The sequence below is a fragment of the Cereibacter sediminicola genome (assembly GCF_007668225.1).
In the GTDB taxonomy this organism is placed as follows: Bacteria; Pseudomonadota; Alphaproteobacteria; order Rhodobacterales; family Rhodobacteraceae; genus Cereibacter_A; species Cereibacter_A azotoformans.
The window spans coordinates 33,049-50,182 of the sequence record NZ_VDEK01000014.1 but is presented as its reverse complement, the minus strand read 5'-3'; the positions used below and the strand labels follow the sequence as shown (position 1 = coordinate 50,182).

Sequence of the window (17,134 nt, the reverse complement as noted above, 5' to 3'; positions counted from 1 at the left end):
CTCAGGCCTCCTGCTTGCGCAGCGACAGCACCGACAGCAGGAGATAGCCGACGCAGAAGCACGCCAGCACCGCCGCCACCGGCCAGAGCTCGGCCCAGCCGAAGCCCTTGACGAAACTGCCCGCCGAGGCGGGCTGATACCATGCGGCCGGGAACGCCCGCCCGACCGCCTGTGCGGCCGGAGAGAGCGACGAGACCGGCACGATCAGCCCCGAGAAGTTGATGGTCGGGATGATGGTGATGATCGCCGTGGCGAAGACGGCCGTCACCTGCGTCCGCGTGAACGAGGACAGCAGCTGGCCGAAGCCGGTCGCCGCACCGACATAGAGCGCCGAGATCAGGGCCAGCGCCCCGAGGTTGCCGCTGAAGGGCACGCCAAAGAGCGTGCGGGCCACGACAAAGAGCATCCAGAAGCTGCCCCAAGCGATCACCGCATAGGGCAGCTGCTTGCCCAGCAGGAACTCGGCGCGCCCGACCGGGGTCGAGCGGAAGTTGGCGATCGTGCCGCTCTCCTTCTCGCGCACCACCGAGACCGCGGCCATGATTGCGGGCACGAGCATCAGGATCAGCATGATGATCGAGGGCACCATCGCATTGGCCGAAAGGAAGGCCTGATTGAAGAGGAACCGGGACTCGACCGTGACGGCGGCGGCGGTGGCGCGTCCCTCCTCGCGCAGGTGGGTGGTGGCAAAGCCCTGAAGCACGCCCGTCGCATAGCCACGGGCGGTCTCGGCGCGGAAGGGCATCGCCCCGTCGATCCAGAGCGAGACCTCGGGCACCGATCCGCGGCGAAGGTCGCGGCCGAACCCGTCCGGGATCTCGAGCGCCACGGTCAGCTCGCCCCGCATCATCCGGGCGTCGAGATCGGCGCGGCTGGCGACATCCTCCTGTCGGTCGAACTGGCGGATGCTGGAAAACTGCTCGATCAGCGCCCGGCTTTCCGCGCTGCGGTCCTGGTCACTGACCGCAAAGCTCAGCCGGTCCACGTCGAACGAGATCCCGTATCCCATGGTCAGCAGCAGGATCACGGGCGCGGCCAGGGCGAAGAACAGCCGGATCGGGTCGCGGATCAGCTCGAGCGTCTCGCGCCAGCTGTAGGCCTGCGTCCGGGTCAGCGCGCGGCGCACCCGGCCTGCGGGGGCCGCCCGCGTCTCGAGCGTCAGCACCGGGCCCGCAGCCGGGTCGCGGCCCAGCTGGTCCTCGAGGCAGCCGATGAAGGCTTCCTCGAGGGTCGCGGCGCCGCGGCGCGCCACGATCTCGGCCGGGGCACCGACCTCGAGCACCTTGCCCGCATGCATGAGCGAGATCCGGTCGCACCGCTCGGCCTCGTTCATGAAATGGGTGGTGATGAAGATCGTGACCCCACGCTCGCGCGACAGTACGATGAGCTTGCGCCAGAAGTCGTCGCGCGCCAGCGGGTCCACGCCCGAGGTGGGCTCGTCGAGGATCAGGATGCGCGGCTCGTGGATCGTGGCCACGGCAAGCTGCAGACGCTGGCGGATGCCGAGCGGCAGGCTCTCGGGCATCTGCCCGGCCACGTCGGCAAGGTCGAACTCGTCCATCACCTCGTCCACCCGCGGCCCGCGCCGCGCGGCGGGCAGCGCGTAAAGCTGGGCGTGCAGCATCAGGTTCTGCCGCACCGTCAGCTCGCCATAAAGCGAGAAACCCTGCGACATGTAGCCGATCCGCATCCGGCTCTGCATGTCGGAGGCCGCCAGCCGTTCGCCGAACAGCCGCGTTTCGCCCTCGGTCGCGTCCTGCAGGCCGGTCAGCATCTTCATCGTGGTGGACTTGCCGCAGCCGTTCGAGCCGAGGAAGCCGAAGATCTCGCCCTCGGGGATGGTGAAGCTCACGTCATCGACGGCGGTGAAGTCGCCGAACCGCTTGGTCAGGTTGCGCGCCTCGATTGCGGGCGTGGCGGCCGGCTGCGCGGGGCGCGGCGGCAGCACGACCGGCGCGGCATCGGCGCCCTCGGGCAGCAGGCGGATGAAGGCGGTCTCGAGCGTGCCGGCCCCGGTGCGGGCGCGCAGATCGGCGGGACTGCCGGTGGCGATCACCCGCCCCGCATCCATGGCGGCCAGCCAGTCGAAGCGGTCGGCCTCTTCCATGTAGGCGGTGGCGACAAGGACGCTCATGCCCGGCAGGTGGCCCCGAATCGCGCCGATCAGCTCCCAGAACTGGCGGCGCGACAGGGGATCGACGCCGGTCGTCGGCTCGTCGAGGATCAGCAGGTCGGGGTCATGGATCAGCGCCGAGCAGAGCGAGAGCTTCTGCTTCATTCCGCCTGACAGCTTGCCCGCCGGCCGGTCGGGGAAGGGGTCGAGCCCGGTCGCCCGCAGCAGCATGTCGATCCGTTGGTGCCGTTCCGCAGCCTTCTGCCCGAAGATCCGGCCGAAGAACTCGAGGTTCTCGCGCACCGTCAGCGTCGGGTAGAGGTTCCGGCCGAGCCCTTGCGGCATGTAGGCGATGCGCGGCAACAGGGCCTCGCGTTCCGCGCGGCGGCTCAGGTCGTGTCCGAGGACCGAGAGGCGGCCCTCCTGCAGCCGCCGAACCCCCGCGATCAGCGCAAGAAGCGTCGATTTCCCCACCCCGTCCGGCCCGATCAGCCCCGCCATGCAGCCCGCGGGAATGGCAAGGCTCACCTCCTCGAGCGCGACCGCCGCTCCGTAGCGGTGCGAGACACCCGCGATCTCGGCGGCCGGTCGCATCCGTCAGTCCGGCAGCTTCACGGCCAGCTCGCCCGGCCAGGCCCGCCCCGGCTCGGTCCGCACGAAGCCGATGCCGCGCACGCCGGTCTTGATCTGGTCCTCGAAGCGCGCGAGCAGCTCCGTCGGCACGCGCAGCTTCACCCGGAAGACGAGATCCTCGCGCTCGGAGGCGGTCTCGACGGATTTTGGCGTGAATTGCGCCTCGGGCGCGATGAAGGTGACATGGGCCGGGATCACATATTGCGGCGCCGGGTCGAGGATCAGGCGCGCCTCGTCGTTCAGGACGAGCGGCCCCACATCGGCGGCGGGCAGATAGATGTTCATGTAGACGTCCGAGAGGTCGAGGATCGTGGCGATGGGCGCGCCCGCCGCCACCACCTCGCCCGGCTCGCGCAGCCGATAGACGACACGGCCGCGGACGGGGGCCGTGATCGTCAGATCCTCCAGCGCGATCTCGGCGCGGGCAAGATCGGCCTCGGCCGCGGCGATCAGCGCCTCGGCCTCCGAGACCTGCGCCTTCGCCATCTTCAGCGCCGCCGCAGCGGCGACGGCGGCATTGACGGCATCGTCGCGCACTGCGTCGGACACATGCCGGTCCGCGTGCAGCTTCACCACCCGGTCCCGGTTCGTCTCGGCCACGGTCAATGAGCTTTCGGTCTGGGCGACGCTCGCCTCGGCCACGTTCAGCCCGGCGTGGGCGCGCATCAGCGCCGCCCTGGCCGCCAGAAGCTGCGCCTGCGCGTCGCGGTCGTCGAGCCGCGCCACCGGGTCGCCCGGCGAAACGATCTGGCCCTCGGACACCGGCACCTCGACGACGCGGCCGGCGATCCTGGCCGCCACGTCGATCGATTGCGCCTCGATGCGCCCGTTCGAGCGGGCGATGCCGTCGGTCTCGCTGCCGAAGAACCGCGCCTTCAGCCTCTCGAACGGCGTCTGGGCGGGGGCAGGGTCGGGCAGCGCCGCGGTGGCGACCAGAAGGGCAAGCAGCACGCGCATCATCAACCGGGTCTCCCTGATCCGCGGAACAAGGCCGCATCGGTCCCGAGAGCGGCGCGGCGAACCTCCGCCCCGCAGGCCTGCTCCGGGCGGGCAGGGCGCGCCCGGATGCCAAGGACCTTGGGCCGTTTGGCCGAAGATGCAACGCGAACCGGGCTCCGCCGTCACGCGGCATGGCGTCGCGCCGCCCGGCAAGGGTCACGCCCCGCTTCGGCAAAAGCGAGGGCGGCACCCGCCTGGATGCCGCCCCCGCCGCCCGTGGACAATGGGCATGGCCCGTGCCCGAGAGGCCGGATCGTCGATCAGCCGTCCTTGTCCGTGCCGAGGAAGCTGCGGATGTCGGCCACGTCGGGTGCCCTGCGCGCGGGCAGGACGCCGCGGGTCTCGAGATCGTCCACCACTTCCTGATAGCGGTCGAGGTAGTTCGCGGGCAGGTCGTGCGCGATGCCCTGATGGCAGTCGATGCAGGTCTTGCCCTCGTCAAGCGCGCGCTGGTGATCGGCACCGGCGCGGTTTTCCTGCATGGTGAAATCCATGAAGCCGAAGCTGTGGCAGTTGCGGCATTCCTGACTGTCGTTCTTCTTCATCCGGGCCCATTCGTTTGCCGCAAGCTCGATCCGCCGCTCTTCGAACTTTTCGGGGGTCGAGATCGAATGGGTGATGAAGTGCCCGTACAGCTCCTTGGAGGCCTTGATCTTGCGCAGCATCTTCGGACCCCATTCCTTGGGAACGTGGCAGTCCGGGCAGGTGGCGCGCACGCCCGAGCCGTTGTTCTGGTGCACCGAGCCCTGATACTCGGCAAAGACATTGTCCTTCATCTCGTGGCACGAGATGCAGAAGCTCTCCTTGTTGGTCATCTCGAGGGCGGTATGGAAGCCGCCCCAGAACAGGATGCCCGCGCCAAAGCCGGCGATCAGGAGAAGGCCGACCGACAGGATCCCGGAAGGCGAGACGAAGAAGTGCCAGACCCGGCGCAGGAGACCCGGGCGGGAAGGGTTGCTGGGCATTGGAGAGGGTCCTTACTGGCCGGAAGACTGGAAGAGGTTCTCGACCAGCGCGGGGGCGTCGGCCTGCGGAACGTGGCACTGGCTGCAGAACCAGCGGCGGGTCGCGACGGTGTCGGTCTGCAGGCCATCGCGGTCCTGGTAGTGCGTCATCGAAAGCGTGGGCGCGCCACGCTCGCCCGACTTGCGCCATTCGTGGCAGGCGAGGCATTCGTTCGCCTTCATGTCGATCTGATACTTGTCGATCGAGTGCGGGATCAGCGGCGGCTGAAGGCGATAGTTGCGCACGAAGCGTTGCTTGTTCTGGTGGAAGACGGGCGCGGTCGTGACATCCACGTTCGGGTCGGCGCCGCGGAGCGACTCCACCGCCGCGGCTGTCCCCACCTGCGACTGCGCGAAGGCAAGGCCCGCCACGAGGGCAACGGGAAGGGTCAGGGCGCCGAGGAAGGCAAGCGGTTTCATGGCGGATCTCCGTGATCTCAAGCGGCTCGGTCGCGGCCGGCCGGGGAAGGGGTGGCAGCATCGCGGCCCGGGGCGGGGCGCGTGTCGAAACGGTGGGTAAAGCGGAAGACGTCGCGGTCGCAGACGTCGACGCAGCGGCCGCAGTTGGTGCAGTCGCCCGCGAGGATGAGCGGCGTGTCGGCGGACTTGCCGCGCAGGGCGGGTGTGATGACGGCCATCTCGGGGCAGACGGCGAAACAGTCCATGCAATCGTCGCAATCCGCTCGCCTCGCGGCCGACACGCGGACGAGCGATCTGGTGCCCAGCAGCCCGTAGAAGGCGCCCACCGGGCAGAGCCGCCCGCACCAGCCGCGCCGCGCCACGAGCAGATCGAAGAGGAAGACGGCCCCGATCAGTGTCCAGCCCGCGCCCATTCCGAAGACGAGCCCGCGCTGGAGCATCGTGACCGGGTTCGCCAGCTCCCACGCGATCGTGCCGGTCACGGCCGAGACGGCAACGACGGTGCCGAGCAGCCAGAGCCGGGTCGAGGCCTTGGGTTGCCAGCCCTTCGGCAGCCCGAGGCGGACATGAAGCCAGTGGGCGGCATCCGTCACCGGGTTCACCGGGCAGACCCACGAGCAGTAGGTGCGCCCGCCGACAAGCAGATAAGCGGCAATCACGAGACCCGCCCCGACAAGCGCCGTCATCTCCGGCCAGTGTCCGGCGACGAGGCCCTGAAGCAGCACCAGCGGGTCCGTCAGGGGCAAGAAATCGAGTGTCATCGAGCTGGCGAGGCTGCCCTTGACCCACCAGATGCCGGCCCAGGGCCCGAGGAGGAACAGGCCGAGGAAGGAGGTCTGCGACAGCCGCCGCAGGATCAGCCAGCGATGGGCGCCGAGCCAGCCCTTGCGGGCGATGGCCTCGCGGCCGGGGTATTGTCCGCTCATGGCTGGCCCCCGGGCAATGTCATCAACGGCTGGAAGTCGGGAACCGCTTCGGGCAGCCGGTCGGGCAGATCGACGATCCCTTCGACCAGCGGCGCGCCCTTCTTCTCCATCTCCTCCCAGCCGAGACGGTAGTGATCGGCCGATGTCGCCCGCGCGAGACGGGCGGGCAGGACCTTGATCGCCGCCTCGGGCAGCACGCAGGACTGCTCGCACTTGCCGCAGCCGGTGCAATGTTCGGCATGGACGGTGGGCAGGAACATGGCGTGATGGCCCGAGCGGGCGTTGTGCTGGCTTTCCAGCGTGATCGCGCGGTCGATCGCCGGGCAGACGCGGTAGCAGACGTCGCACCGCAGCCCCAGCAGGTTCAGGCAGTTCTCCTGATCGACCAGCACCGCGATGCCCATCCTGGCCCGGTCGATGTCGGTCAGGCCGGGGTCGAGCGCACCCGTCGGGCAGGCCACGACGCAAGGGATGTCGTCGCACATCTCGCAGGGGATCTGGCGCGCGGTGAAGAAGGGCGTGCCGGTGGCGGGCCCCTCGCCCAGTTCGGCCAGCGACAGCGTGTCGTAGGGGCAGGCCCGGACGCAGAGGCCGCAGCGGATGCAGGCGCTGAGAAAGTCCTCCTCGGCCAGCGCCCCCGGCGGGCGCAGCGCCTCGGCCGGAAGCGCCCGCGCGTCGCGGGCGTACAGCGCCAGAAGCGAGCCCGCCACCGCGCAGCCCGCCGCCGCGCGGGCCGCATCCGTCAGGAAGCGCCGTCGGTCGATGGGATGGGCGGGGCGGGTGGCCATGTCAGGCGCGCTCCACCTTGCAGGCGCACTTCTTGTAGTCGGTCTCCTTCGAGATCGGGCAGGTCGCGTCGAGCGTGAGCTGGTTGATCAGCTGCCCCTCGTCGAACCACGGGACGAACACCAGACCCTTCGGCATCTTGTTGCGCCCGCGGGTCTCCACCCGGCTCAGCATCCGGCCGCGGCGGGTCGAGATCTCGATCTCCTGCCCGCGCTTTAGGCCCCGCGCCTCGGCATCCTCGGGGTGCATGAAGACCACGGCCGAGGGGAAGGCACGGTGGAGTTCCGGCACCCGGCGCGTCATCGAGCCCGAGTGCCAGTGCTCCAGCACCCGACCGGTGACCAGCCACAGGTCGAACTCGGCGTCCGGGATCTCGGCCGGCGGCTCGTAGGGGGCGAAGATGATCTTGGCCTTGCCGTCCTTGTTGCCGTAGAACTTCACGCCCTCGCCGGGCTTCACATAGGGGTCGTAGCCCTCACGGAAGCGGTAGAGCGTTTCCTTGCCATCCACGACCGGCCAGCGCAGGCCGCGGGCCTGGTGATAGGTCTGGAAGTCGGCGAGGTCGTGGCCGTGATCGCGCCCAAAGGCCGCATATTCCTCGAACAGGCCCTTCTGCAGGTAGAAGCCGAAATGCTGGCTCTCCTGGTTACCGAAGCCTTGCGCGGTCTCCTCCAGCGGGTAGCGGTTCACGACGCCGTTGGCAAAGAGCACGTCGTAAAGCGTCTTGCCGCGGAATTCCGGTTTCTTGTCCAGCAGCTCGGCCGGCCAGACCTCATCGACCGTGAAGCGTTTCGAGAACTCGACCAGCTGCCACAGGTCCGAGCGCGCCTCGCCGGGGGCCTCGACCTGCTGGCGCCAGAACTGCGTGCGGCGCTCGGCGTTGCCGTAGGCGCCTTCCTTTTCCACCCACATGGCGGTGGGCAGGATCAGGTCGGCGGCCATCGTGGTCACAGTGGGGTAAGGGTCCGAGACCACGACGAAGTTCTCGGGGTTGCGGTAGCCCGGCCAGCCTTCCTCGTTCATGTTGGGCGCGGCCTGCATGTTGTTGTTGCACTGCACCCAGTAGGCGTTGATCTTGCCGTCCTTCAGCATCCGGTTCTGCAACACCGCATGGGCGCCGGGCTTTTCCGGGATCGTGCCCTCGGGCAGGCCCCAGAGTTCTTCCGTGTGATGGCGGTGTTCGGGGTTCGTCACCACCATGTCGGCGGGCAGGCGGTGCGAGAAGGTGCCGACCTCGCGCGCGGTGCCGCAGGCCGAGGGCTGGCCCGTCAGCGAGAAGGGCGAGTTGCCCGGCTCCGAGATCTTTCCGACCAGCAGGTGGACGTTGTAGCAGTTCGAGTTCACCCACGAGCCGCGGGTGTGCTGGTTGAAGCCCATCGTCCAGAGCGACATGACCTTGCGGTTCGGGTCGGCGTACTGTTTCGCCAGCCGCTCGAGCTTTTCAGCCGGCACGCCCGAAAGCGCCGCGACCTTTTCCAGCGTGTAGTCGGCGACGCCCGCCTTGAACTCCTCGAAGGTGATCGGCTCCATGTCGCCGGTGGTCTTGGGATCGATCCCCTCCTCGAGCGCGTGGGTGGGGCGCAGGCCGTAGCCGATCCCGGTCCTGGCCTTCATGAACGTGGTGTGCCGGTTCACGAAATCCCAGTTCACGGCGTCGTTCTGGATGATGTAGTTCGCGATGTAGTTCAGGATCGCGAGGTCGGTCTGGGGCGTGAAGATCATCCCGTTGTCGGCCAGCTCGAACGAGCGGTGCTCGAAGGTCGAGAGGACATGGACCTCGCAGCCGGGCTTCGTCAGGCGCGTGTCGGTGATGCGCGACCACAGGATCGGGTGCATCTCGGCCATGTTCGAGCCCCAGAGCACAAACGTGTCCGCGGCCTCGAGGTCGTCGTAGCAGCCCATCGGCTCGTCGATGCCGAAGGTGCGCATGAAGGCCGCCACCGCCGAAGCCATGCAGTGCCGCGCGTTCGGATCGAGGTTGTTCGAGCGGAAGCCCGCCTTCATCAGCTTGGAGGCGGCGTAGCCTTCCCAGATCGTCCACTGGCCCGAGCCGAACATGCCGATGGCTTCCGGTCCCTTGGCCTTCAGCGTGGCCTTCCACTTCTCGGCCATGATGTCGAAGGCCTCGTCCCACGACACCGGGACGAATTCGCCGTTCTTGTCATAGACGCCGTTGGTCTTGCGCAGAAGCGGCGTGGTCAGCCGGTCCTTGCCATACATGATCTTGGACAGGAAATAGCCCTTGATGCAGTTGAGGCCGCGGTTCACCGGCGCCTCGGGGTCGCCCTGGGTCGCCACCACGCGGCCGTCCTTGACGCCGACCAGAACCGAACAGCCCGTGCCGCAGAAGCGGCAGGCGGCCTTGTCCCAGCGGATGCCGTCGGCCGCTTCGGCCAGGGCGGGGCCGGCCAGCGGGATGCCCGCGGCCGAGGCCGTCGCCGCCGCGGCGGTGGCCTTCAGGAACGAGCGGCGCGAAGAGGAAAGCGTCATTCTGGGTCTCCCGTCAGAGGGTCGCGGGCGCTGCGTCGAGCGCCTCGAAATGGTGGTAGGCAAGGGTCACGCCGAGCACGCCCGGGATCTGGTGCAGGTCCATGATCTGGTCCGAGGCGCGGCGCGTGGCCGTGTCCTCGACGGTCACGACGATGCGGCCGGGCTGATGGGCATGGACGGCGCCGCCTTCGGTGGCCTCGATGGCGGCGATCACGTCCGGCGTGAACTCGGCGATGGTCTGGACGAGGCAGCCGCAGATATTCAGCATGGCCGGGGCTCCGGGGTGAGGGGGGTGAGATGAAGGGTGCCGGCGGGGCAGGGGGCGACGCAGGCGCCGCAGCCGGTGCAGCTGTCGCGGTCGATGACCGGCTGTGCCCGCCCGCCCATAAGCGGACGGAAGCGGATCGAGGCGCTGTCGCAGAAATCCTCGCAGGCGCGGCACTGGATGCCGTTCATGTCGAGGCAACCCGCGCCGGCCTCGGCGCGCCACATCCAGAGGGTTGCGGGCTGCAGTGCCTCGGTCGCGCAGGCGCGGGTGCAGGATCCGCAGAAGGTGCAGGCGCCCTCGCGGACATCGACCACCGGCAGCCCGTCCGCGTCGCGCCGAATGATGCCCTCGGGGCAGGCCCGCGCGCAGTCGCCGCAGCCCGTGCAGGCGTCGGCAAAGCTTGTGCTCGCTCCGGGGGGACGTGGCACCTCTCTCTCGGTGAAGCGGCCCCGGAGGACGGCGCGGCGGCTTGTGCTGCTGGGCATGCGGACCTGGCAAATAAAAGGTTGAGACGTTCTGCCTCTTTGCCCCGAAGTATCGGCGCCGTGCCCTTGCAGCCTTGATATGGATCAACGGATTCGCCGCAGGTGCATTTTCTGTGCACTCTGCATACCCGCGGCCACCGGAGCGGCGCAGGTGTCTCATCGCTCACCGCGGCCAGGATGGCCGGGCGACGGAATCAGGCAGGCGCAGGCTTATCCGAAGCGGGCGGGCGACAGGGCCGCCACCAGCGCGGCGGGCACCTCGGGCGGACGCCCGCCCGCGAGGTCCGCGACAAGGCGGCTTGCGGCGGGGCAGGTCTGGAAGCCATATCCACCCTGCCCGGCCAGCCAGAAGAAACCGGGCGCGGCCGGATCCTCTCCGATCACGAGCACACGGTCGGGGGCGAAGGTCCGCAGCCCCGCCCACGAGGCGAGCAGGCGGGTGACAGGTTCCGTCACCATCTCCTCGTACCGGGCGAGCCCCTCGGCCAGCACCATGTCGTCGGCCCAGGCGTCGTGCGGCTCCTGCGGGTCCTCGTCGGCGGGAGAAACGATGAGGGCGCCCGCGTCGGGCTTGGCGTACCAGCGTTCGCCAACGCCGAAGATCATGGGCCAGCGCGAGACGTCGTGACCGCCCGGCGCCGGGATCCGGGCCATCGAGCGGCGATAGGGGACCAGCCCCAGCGGGCGCACGCCGGCCATCGCGGCCACCTGGTCCGCCCAAGCACCGGCGGCGTTCACGAGGATCCGTCCGCGATACTCCTGATCCGCGCTGACGCGCCAGCCGGTGCCGTCGCGCGCGACGGCGCTCACCCGCGCCTTGGTGCGGATTTGCGCGCCCCGCCCGCGGGCCTCGCGGGCGAACCGCTGGAGCAGAAGGTCGGTGTCGATGTCATGGGCGTGGCTCGCGCGGGCGGCCAGCGTGATGTCGGGGCGCAGGATCGGAACCTCGGCCCGGGCCGCCTCGGCCGGGATGCGTTCGAGATGCATCCCCTGCGCCTCGGCCTCGAATTGTGCACGCTCGGACTCGCGTCCGACGACGAGAAGCCCGCGGGGCGAGAGGATGCCTTCCGCCCCGTGGAAGAAGTCACCCGAGGCGAGCGAGAGCTCGACCACCGGCGGCCGGCCATAGCGCGGCTCATACAGGGCGGCTGAACGGCCCGAGGCATGATGCGCGAGCCCCTCCTCGGCCTCGAGCAGCGTGACCGAGCCCAGTTCCGAGAGGCGGGCTGCCGCGGATACGCCGGCTATGCCACCGCCGATGATGAGAAAATCACTGTCCATGCGGCGCAGGCTGGCCCGCGCCGTGCGGATTGGCAAGAGGCGGCGTGCGTGGCCGGGCCGTCATCAGGCACGGCCCTGCCGGGTGCGGGGGATGCGCAGCACGAAGGTCGTGCCCTTGCCGGGCTCGCTCTCGAAGTGCAGGTTGCAGCCGGTGACTTCGGCCAGCCGCTGGGCGATGGTCATGCCGATGCCGGCGCCGCTGATCGCGCCGTTCTCGTGCCCCAGCCGCTGGAAGGCCTTGAAGACATCCGCCTGCCGATCCTGCGCGATGCCCAGCCCCGTGTCGCGGACCTCAAGCGCCACGCTGTCGGGAGAGGAGAGGTCGAAACCGACATCGACCCGGCCGCCCTGCACATTGTACTTCACCGCGTTCGACAGAAGCTGATCGAGGATGCGCCGCAGCATTCCCTGATCGCCGATCACCGATGGCAGCGGCTCGTCCGGTTCGTTGATCCGCAGCGTGACCTGCATCCTGTCGGCGTCGGGGCGTGCACGATCGCAGGCTTCCCGCACCAGGGGACCAAGGTCCAGCGAGCTGGTGGAGAGCCGCAGATCCTTGTGCTCCAGGCGGCTGAGTTCGAGAACCGCATCGACGAGCTTCACCAGGTTCCACCCCGAGGAGGAGATAGCCTGGACATGGTTCAGCCGCTCTCCCTCGAGCTTGCGGCCCTCCGACGCCTCCAGAAGCTCGGCATAGCCGATGATCGCCGTCAGGGGCGTCCTCAGCTCGTGGCTCATGGCCGAGAGGAAGTTCGACTTGGCCCGGTTCGCCGCGTCGAGCTTGTCGCCCATCGTGGCCAGATGCTCGCCCACCGTCTGAAGCTCGCGGATCGCGAAGGGCGGCGAGGGAGGAACGGTGTTGCCCTCGCTGATCAGCACCATCCGCTGCTCGAGGTCGGCAAGCGGCCGCGCGACGCGGGCGCTCATCGTGATCGAGCGCCGCCAGAGGTAGGCAAAGAAGACCGCATAGAACAGGACAAGGATCGCCACCATGATCTTGCTGACGAACCCGAGCTGGCTGCGCAGGTTGGTGGCTTCGGCCAGCAGGCTCTTCTCGCTGCTCAGCAACAGGAGCCGCCAGTTGGGGCCTGCGATGGTGGACCAGGCGGCGATCATCGGCTCCTGCAACTCGACGCGCTGGACGCCCGAGGGCTGCGACTGCATCTCGAGCGCGATGGCCGACAGGTCCGGGCGGCGGAAGATGTTGAACTCGGCCGGCTTGAACGTGTCCTGCAGGATCGCCTCGGCATAGCTGTGGCCGATCAGCTCGCTCACGCCGAGATCGTCCTCGCCCTTGGGCGGCAGCGCGAGGATCGTGCCGTCACGACCGATCAGGATGGCAAAGCCGTCGCCGGGCAGCTTGATGTTGAGCACCTGCTCGACGATCGTCTTGATCGTGACGTCGATGCCCACCACCGCTTCGAGCTTGTCCGGCCCATGAACGGGCGCGATCGACGAGACCATCCAGCCATCACCCGCCGGATCGACATAGGCATCCGTCCAGACCGGCTTGCGGGCCGGATTGTGAACGTCGTCGGCCTCGTAGTAGAAATTGTAGGTGGGGATTTCCATTTTCGGCGCGTAGATGTTCAGCACGTCGAAATAGGGATAGATCCGGTTATAGGAATCCCATGTATTCAGGTAGAGTTGCGAGATGAGCGGATCGCTGTCCTTGATGGATTTCATCAGCGGATCCAGCCGGACGGTGCGCCAGACCTTCTCCTGTTCCGCCTCGCCGATCGGGACGACGCCGGAATAGAAGACCGCCGATCCGCCGGTGTCCTTCTTGGTGTAGAACACCCCATCCGGCGAATAGCCGTGGACGGCCTTCAGCGACTCCGGGACGTCGCCGGGCGTGGCGAGGGCGCGGCCGGTCTCGTCTGCATAGATCTGGGTGGCGGCACTGATGCTCTGAAGGCGGTGGGCGATGATGTTCGCCTCGCGGATCGAGTCGTCGCGCAGCATGGTCGTCGAGATGCGCGTGATCGCCGAGGCGCTGCGGTCATAGACCACCTGGCTCGTCAGGAGATAGACCCCGATGAAGCCGAATTCGATCAGCAGGAGCGGGACGAGTGCCGCCTTCAGATAGGAGCGCCAGAGCCACTTGCTCAGAGGTACCGGTTCAGATCCTGGCGCAGTCGCAATCCGTGCCATGGGCACTCCGAAATCAGCAAAAGACAAGCCAGTCCTTTTATCCGCCTGGTAGAATTCTGTAAATCACCCTACCCAAGAGGCAGTGCAAACCAGACGTTCGGATGGGCCAATACCGACGAAAGAACCTGTCCCGAGGGGTGCCAGAATGGGGTCATGTTTTCAATATGATAGCAATTAAAGTTATATTGCCTTGAATTACGGGATCTGTTCAAGGTCTTTTCCGTTTTTGCGAAAAATTCGGCTCGTCGCTGCGCAAGAAGCCCGCTTTCCGCCAAGGGTTCGGAGCGAAGGGCGATAAAACGGCCTTGCCGGAGTGCGGGCAACCGCGAAGGTCGCGGTTGCCCGCAGGACATCAGTGCGCGTCGCCTTCCGCCTTGTCGGCAGGCTTGGCGTTGAGCATGCCGTAGTTCTGCACGCCGATCGTGTCCATCAGCCCGAGCTGCGTCTCGAGGAAGTCGATGTGACCTTCCTCGTCGGCGATCAGCTCCTCGAACAGCACCTTCGAGACATAGTCTCCCACGCTGTCGCAATGGTCGCGCGCCTCGATGTAGAGGGTCCGGGCGTCATGTTCCGCAGCGAGGTCGGCCTCCATCGTCTCGCGCAGGTTCTGGCCGATGCGCAGCGGATCCAGCGCCTGCAGGTTCGGGTGGCCTTCGAGGAAGATGATCCGCGCGATCAGCCGGTCGGCGTGATGCATCTCTTCGATGCTCTCCTCGCGCGACTTGTCGGCGATGGCGCCAAAGCCCCAGTCCTCCTGGAGACGGTAGTGCAGCCAGTACTGGCTGACCGCCGTCAGTTCCGACCGCAGCGCCCGGTTGAGATAGTCTATGACCTTGTCGTCGCCCTTCATGTCCGTCCTTTCCTGATCCCTCGAGGCCATCGGCCCCGTGCCGCCCGTCGGCAGGCTGGCAGCAGCGGCACCCGCTTTCGCCATCCGTCAGACGACGCCAACGAGTCGCCGCCGCCTCGGGTCATGATGGGCCTGACCGAGCGGGAAGGCAATAATGCGCGGGAAATCAGAAGGTTGATCTTTTTCCTCGGCATTGGTGGGCCTATCGGTCGGGCGCCGCACCGCCGACGTGCCCATTTCACCGGCTGCGAAGCCCACGGGTGGCGGCATGACTGTCAAGCCTCTGCGACGAGATGGCGCGCCGCGTCGGGGATGGGACGGCCTCCTCTCATCAGCAAACGCGATGGATGAGGTCACGATAACGGATTGGCGCCGCCTCGCAGGCTCCTGTATGGCGGATGAATTCCCAAGGATGAGCCGATGAGCGACCTGACCCTTTCCCGCAACGAGGACAGCCCGCGCGGCATGGCCTTTGCCCTGTCCGCCTACCTGCTCTGGGGCTTCATGCCGATCTACATGAAGGCGCTGGCGCATGTGCCGGCCTATGAGGTGGTGGCGCATCGGGTGATCTGGTCGGTGCCGGTGGCGCTGTTTGTGCTGGCGGCGCTGGGTCGGCTGTCCGAGTTGCAGGCCGCGTTGCGGTCGCCCAAACTCCTGCTGATGGCGGCGGCCACCGCGGCGCTCATCTCCGTCAACTGGGGGATCTATGTCTGGGCGATCGGGGCGGGGCACGCACTGGATACCGCCCTTGGCTACTACATCAACCCGCTCTTCAGCGTGTTCCTCGGCGCCGTCCTGCTGGGAGAGCGCCTCGGGCGGCTGCAACTGGCGGCCATCGCGCTTGCGGTGGCGGCGGTGGTGGTCCTGACGGTCGAGGCCGGGCGGCTTCCGTTTGTCGCCATCAGCCTCACCCTGACGTGGGGCGGATACGCCTACCTCAAGAAGTCGCTGCCTCTCGGCCCGAACCAGGGGTTCCTGCTCGAGGTGCTGATCCTGCTTGCGCCCGCGCTGGTCGTGGTGGGGTGGGTCGAGAGCCGCGGCGAGGGGCACTTCCTGCACGGCAGCCTTTCCGATCAGGCGCTTCTCTTCGGAACGGGGCTCGTGACGGCCACTCCCCTCATGCTCTACGCCAACGGCGCCAAGCTGCTGAAGCTCTCGACCATCGGCTTCCTGCAATATGTGGCGCCGACGCTGATCTTCCTGACCGCGGTCTTCGTCTTCGGCGAGGCCTTCGGCCGGGCCGAGGCCATCGCCTTCCCGATGATCTGGGTCGCGCTCGTGATCTTCACCGTTGCGCTGGTGCGGGCCAGCCGGCGCTAGGCCCGCTCGGCCTCCTCGAGGCCGAACTGCTCGGGCGCCATCATCACGTCGGCGATGGTGAACTGATCGAGCGTGTCCATGAAGGACTTGACCGCCTTCGCGAAGATCGGCGGCAGCCGGCACGGCCGGCTGATGCAGCAGGCGTTGCCCTGCTGGAAGCATTCGACCAGCGCAAAGTCGGTCTCGGTGGCGCGCAGCACCTCGCCGAGGCGGATCTCGTTGGCGGGGCGTGCGAGGCGGAAGCCGCCCGTGCGGCCGCGGGTGCCTTGCAGGAAGCCCGCATGGATGAGGCTCATCACCACCTTCTTCAGGTGCCCCTGCGAGATCCCGTAGACGGAGGCGGTCTCGCCGATCGTCACCAGCCGGCCGTCCTCGATGCTGGCCGCATAGAGCAGGACCCGCAGGGCATAGTCGCTGAACTTGGTCAATCGCATCGTGCACTCCGGGCAAAACAGAATGCCCTTTTGCGCAAGGAATCCGGATTTGTCGTTGACTGCAATCAAAAAGCTGAATGAGTTCGGCTTCGGGCGGATGTGCCGCAGGTGCGGACGGCTGGCTGGCGCGGTTCGCTAGCCCGGTGCCGCCCTCAGGCCCGTCCCGGCGCCGCCCGTCCCTCGGCCAGCCGCATCGACCGGTGACGCGAGGTCCAGAGCAGGCGGACCATCTCGAAGAGCGCGAGGTAGGGCAGGTAGAAGGCAAAGACCTGGATCCGGTCGAAGGTGCCGCTGAAATCGTCGCTCGTGGCGACGCCGCCGGTAAAGGCGTGCCAGAGCCCGTAGTGCATCCGGTAGATCCAGGAGCCGAGCGCCAGGATCACCAGCCGCCCCGCCCAGGCGCGGTGCGCGGGATCGCGGCGCCGGGCCAATTGCACCGTGCGCACCGCCGCAATCATGAGCAGGACGCCGTAAAGGCCGAAGCCGACGCTCATCCACGGGCCGCCCACCGTGCCTTGCGAGAGGATGTAGGCGAGCCCGCCTGCCCCCGTGGCGAGCGCCAGCCCCGCCACGAGGCGACCGAGCATCCGGTGCACCCGCGGCACCGCTCGCCGCACCGGCCCCAGCAACTGCAGCGGCGCAAGCAGGGTGAGCAGGCCCCCCAGGATCATGTGGCCGTAGATCGCCGCGGTCGCCGCCATCGCCTCGGGGTGGAACAGGCGCGATCCGGCCTGCTCGGCCGGGGTCGGAAGGCTCAGGCCGCGGCCGACCGAATGTTGCACGAACCACCAGACCCCGAGGACCAGAAGCCCCACGGACAGAACGCCAAGACTGGACAGAAGAAATCGCACCTGAACCTCCGGGACCTTGCCGGGGATCTAGGGGCGGTTCGGCCTTTGGCGAGGGCCCGAGAGGGCCGGCGGCGCAGGGGTGTCAAAAGAAACCGCTGGCGCCTCTTGTGGGTGGCCGGA

At 67.9% G+C, this 17,134-nt stretch carries 15 protein-coding genes; 1 reads left to right on the top strand and 14 read right to left on the bottom strand.

Annotation, left to right across the window (positions count from 1 at the left end):
* Position 1: 1 nt before the first annotated feature.
* The 12 genes from rbbA to bfr form a co-directional block, all read right to left on the bottom strand.
* Positions 2-2,707, bottom strand: a complete 2,706-nt coding sequence (gene rbbA / locus FG154_RS11275) for a ribosome-associated ATPase/putative transporter RbbA (RefSeq protein WP_145107707.1) — start codon at positions 2,705-2,707, stop codon at positions 2-4.
* A 3-nt stretch (positions 2,708-2,710) separates the two neighbouring features.
* Positions 2,711-3,706, bottom strand: a complete 996-nt coding sequence (locus FG154_RS11270; RefSeq protein ID WP_145107704.1) for an HlyD family secretion protein — start codon at positions 3,704-3,706, stop codon at positions 2,711-2,713.
* 299 nt (positions 3,707-4,005) lie between these two features.
* Positions 4,006-4,710 (bottom strand): NapC/NirT family cytochrome c, encoded by a 705-nt coding sequence (locus tag FG154_RS11265; protein ID WP_145107702.1) that lies wholly within the window; start codon positions 4,708-4,710, stop codon positions 4,006-4,008.
* 12 nt (positions 4,711-4,722) lie between these two features.
* Positions 4,723-5,169 (bottom strand): nitrate reductase cytochrome c-type subunit, encoded by a 447-nt coding sequence (locus FG154_RS11260; protein ID WP_145107701.1) that lies wholly within the window; start codon positions 5,167-5,169, stop codon positions 4,723-4,725.
* A 17-nt stretch (positions 5,170-5,186) separates the two neighbouring features.
* Positions 5,187-6,095, bottom strand: a complete 909-nt coding sequence (napH, locus tag FG154_RS11255) for a quinol dehydrogenase ferredoxin subunit NapH (protein WP_145107699.1) — start codon at positions 6,093-6,095, stop codon at positions 5,187-5,189.
* Positions 6,092-6,883, bottom strand: coding sequence for a ferredoxin-type protein NapG (gene napG, locus FG154_RS11250; protein ID WP_145107697.1), 792 nt, complete (start codon positions 6,881-6,883; stop codon positions 6,092-6,094). The genes napH and napG overlap by 4 nt, the downstream gene beginning before the upstream one ends.
* A 1-nt stretch (position 6,884) precedes the next feature.
* Positions 6,885-9,371, bottom strand: a complete 2,487-nt coding sequence (gene napA / locus FG154_RS11245) for a nitrate reductase catalytic subunit NapA (RefSeq protein WP_145107694.1) — start codon at positions 9,369-9,371, stop codon at positions 6,885-6,887.
* 13 nt (positions 9,372-9,384) lie between these two features.
* Positions 9,385-9,639, bottom strand: coding sequence for a chaperone NapD (locus FG154_RS11240; protein WP_011910166.1), 255 nt, complete (start codon positions 9,637-9,639; stop codon positions 9,385-9,387).
* Positions 9,633-10,067: a ferredoxin-type protein NapF gene (locus FG154_RS11235; protein WP_246100228.1), complete on the bottom strand. Its 435-nt coding sequence runs from the start codon at positions 10,065-10,067 to the stop codon at positions 9,633-9,635. The genes FG154_RS11240 and FG154_RS11235 overlap by 7 nt, the downstream gene beginning before the upstream one ends.
* A gap of 267 nt (positions 10,068-10,334) precedes the next feature.
* Complete coding sequence (locus FG154_RS11230; RefSeq protein ID WP_145107689.1) at positions 10,335-11,441, bottom strand: NAD(P)/FAD-dependent oxidoreductase; 1,107 nt, start codon at positions 11,439-11,441, stop codon at positions 10,335-10,337.
* Positions 11,442-11,468: 27 nt separating this feature from the next.
* Positions 11,469-13,559, bottom strand: coding sequence for a sensor histidine kinase (locus FG154_RS11225; protein WP_145107686.1), 2,091 nt, complete (start codon positions 13,557-13,559; stop codon positions 11,469-11,471).
* Positions 13,560-13,911: 352 nt separating this feature from the next.
* Positions 13,912-14,409: a bacterioferritin gene (bfr, locus tag FG154_RS11220; RefSeq protein WP_011910170.1), complete on the bottom strand. Its 498-nt coding sequence runs from the start codon at positions 14,407-14,409 to the stop codon at positions 13,912-13,914.
* Positions 14,410-14,829: 420 nt separating this feature from the next.
* On the opposite strand from bfr, the gene rarD reads away from it, so the two are divergent.
* Positions 14,830-15,729, top strand: coding sequence for an EamA family transporter RarD (rarD, locus tag FG154_RS11215; protein WP_145107684.1), 900 nt, complete (start codon positions 14,830-14,832; stop codon positions 15,727-15,729).
* Here rarD and FG154_RS11210 read toward each other — a convergent pair.
* Both FG154_RS11210 and FG154_RS11205 read right to left on the bottom strand, forming a co-directional pair.
* Positions 15,726-16,163 carry an RrF2 family transcriptional regulator gene (locus FG154_RS11210; RefSeq protein WP_145107681.1) on the bottom strand — a complete coding sequence of 146 codons (438 nt, stop codon included), beginning with the start codon at positions 16,161-16,163 and terminating at the stop codon, positions 15,726-15,728. The genes rarD and FG154_RS11210 overlap by 4 nt on opposite strands.
* A gap of 152 nt (positions 16,164-16,315) precedes the next feature.
* Positions 16,316-17,014, bottom strand: coding sequence for a DUF2306 domain-containing protein (locus FG154_RS11205; protein ID WP_186312336.1), 699 nt, complete (start codon positions 17,012-17,014; stop codon positions 16,316-16,318).
* Positions 17,015-17,134 lie beyond the last annotated feature (120 nt).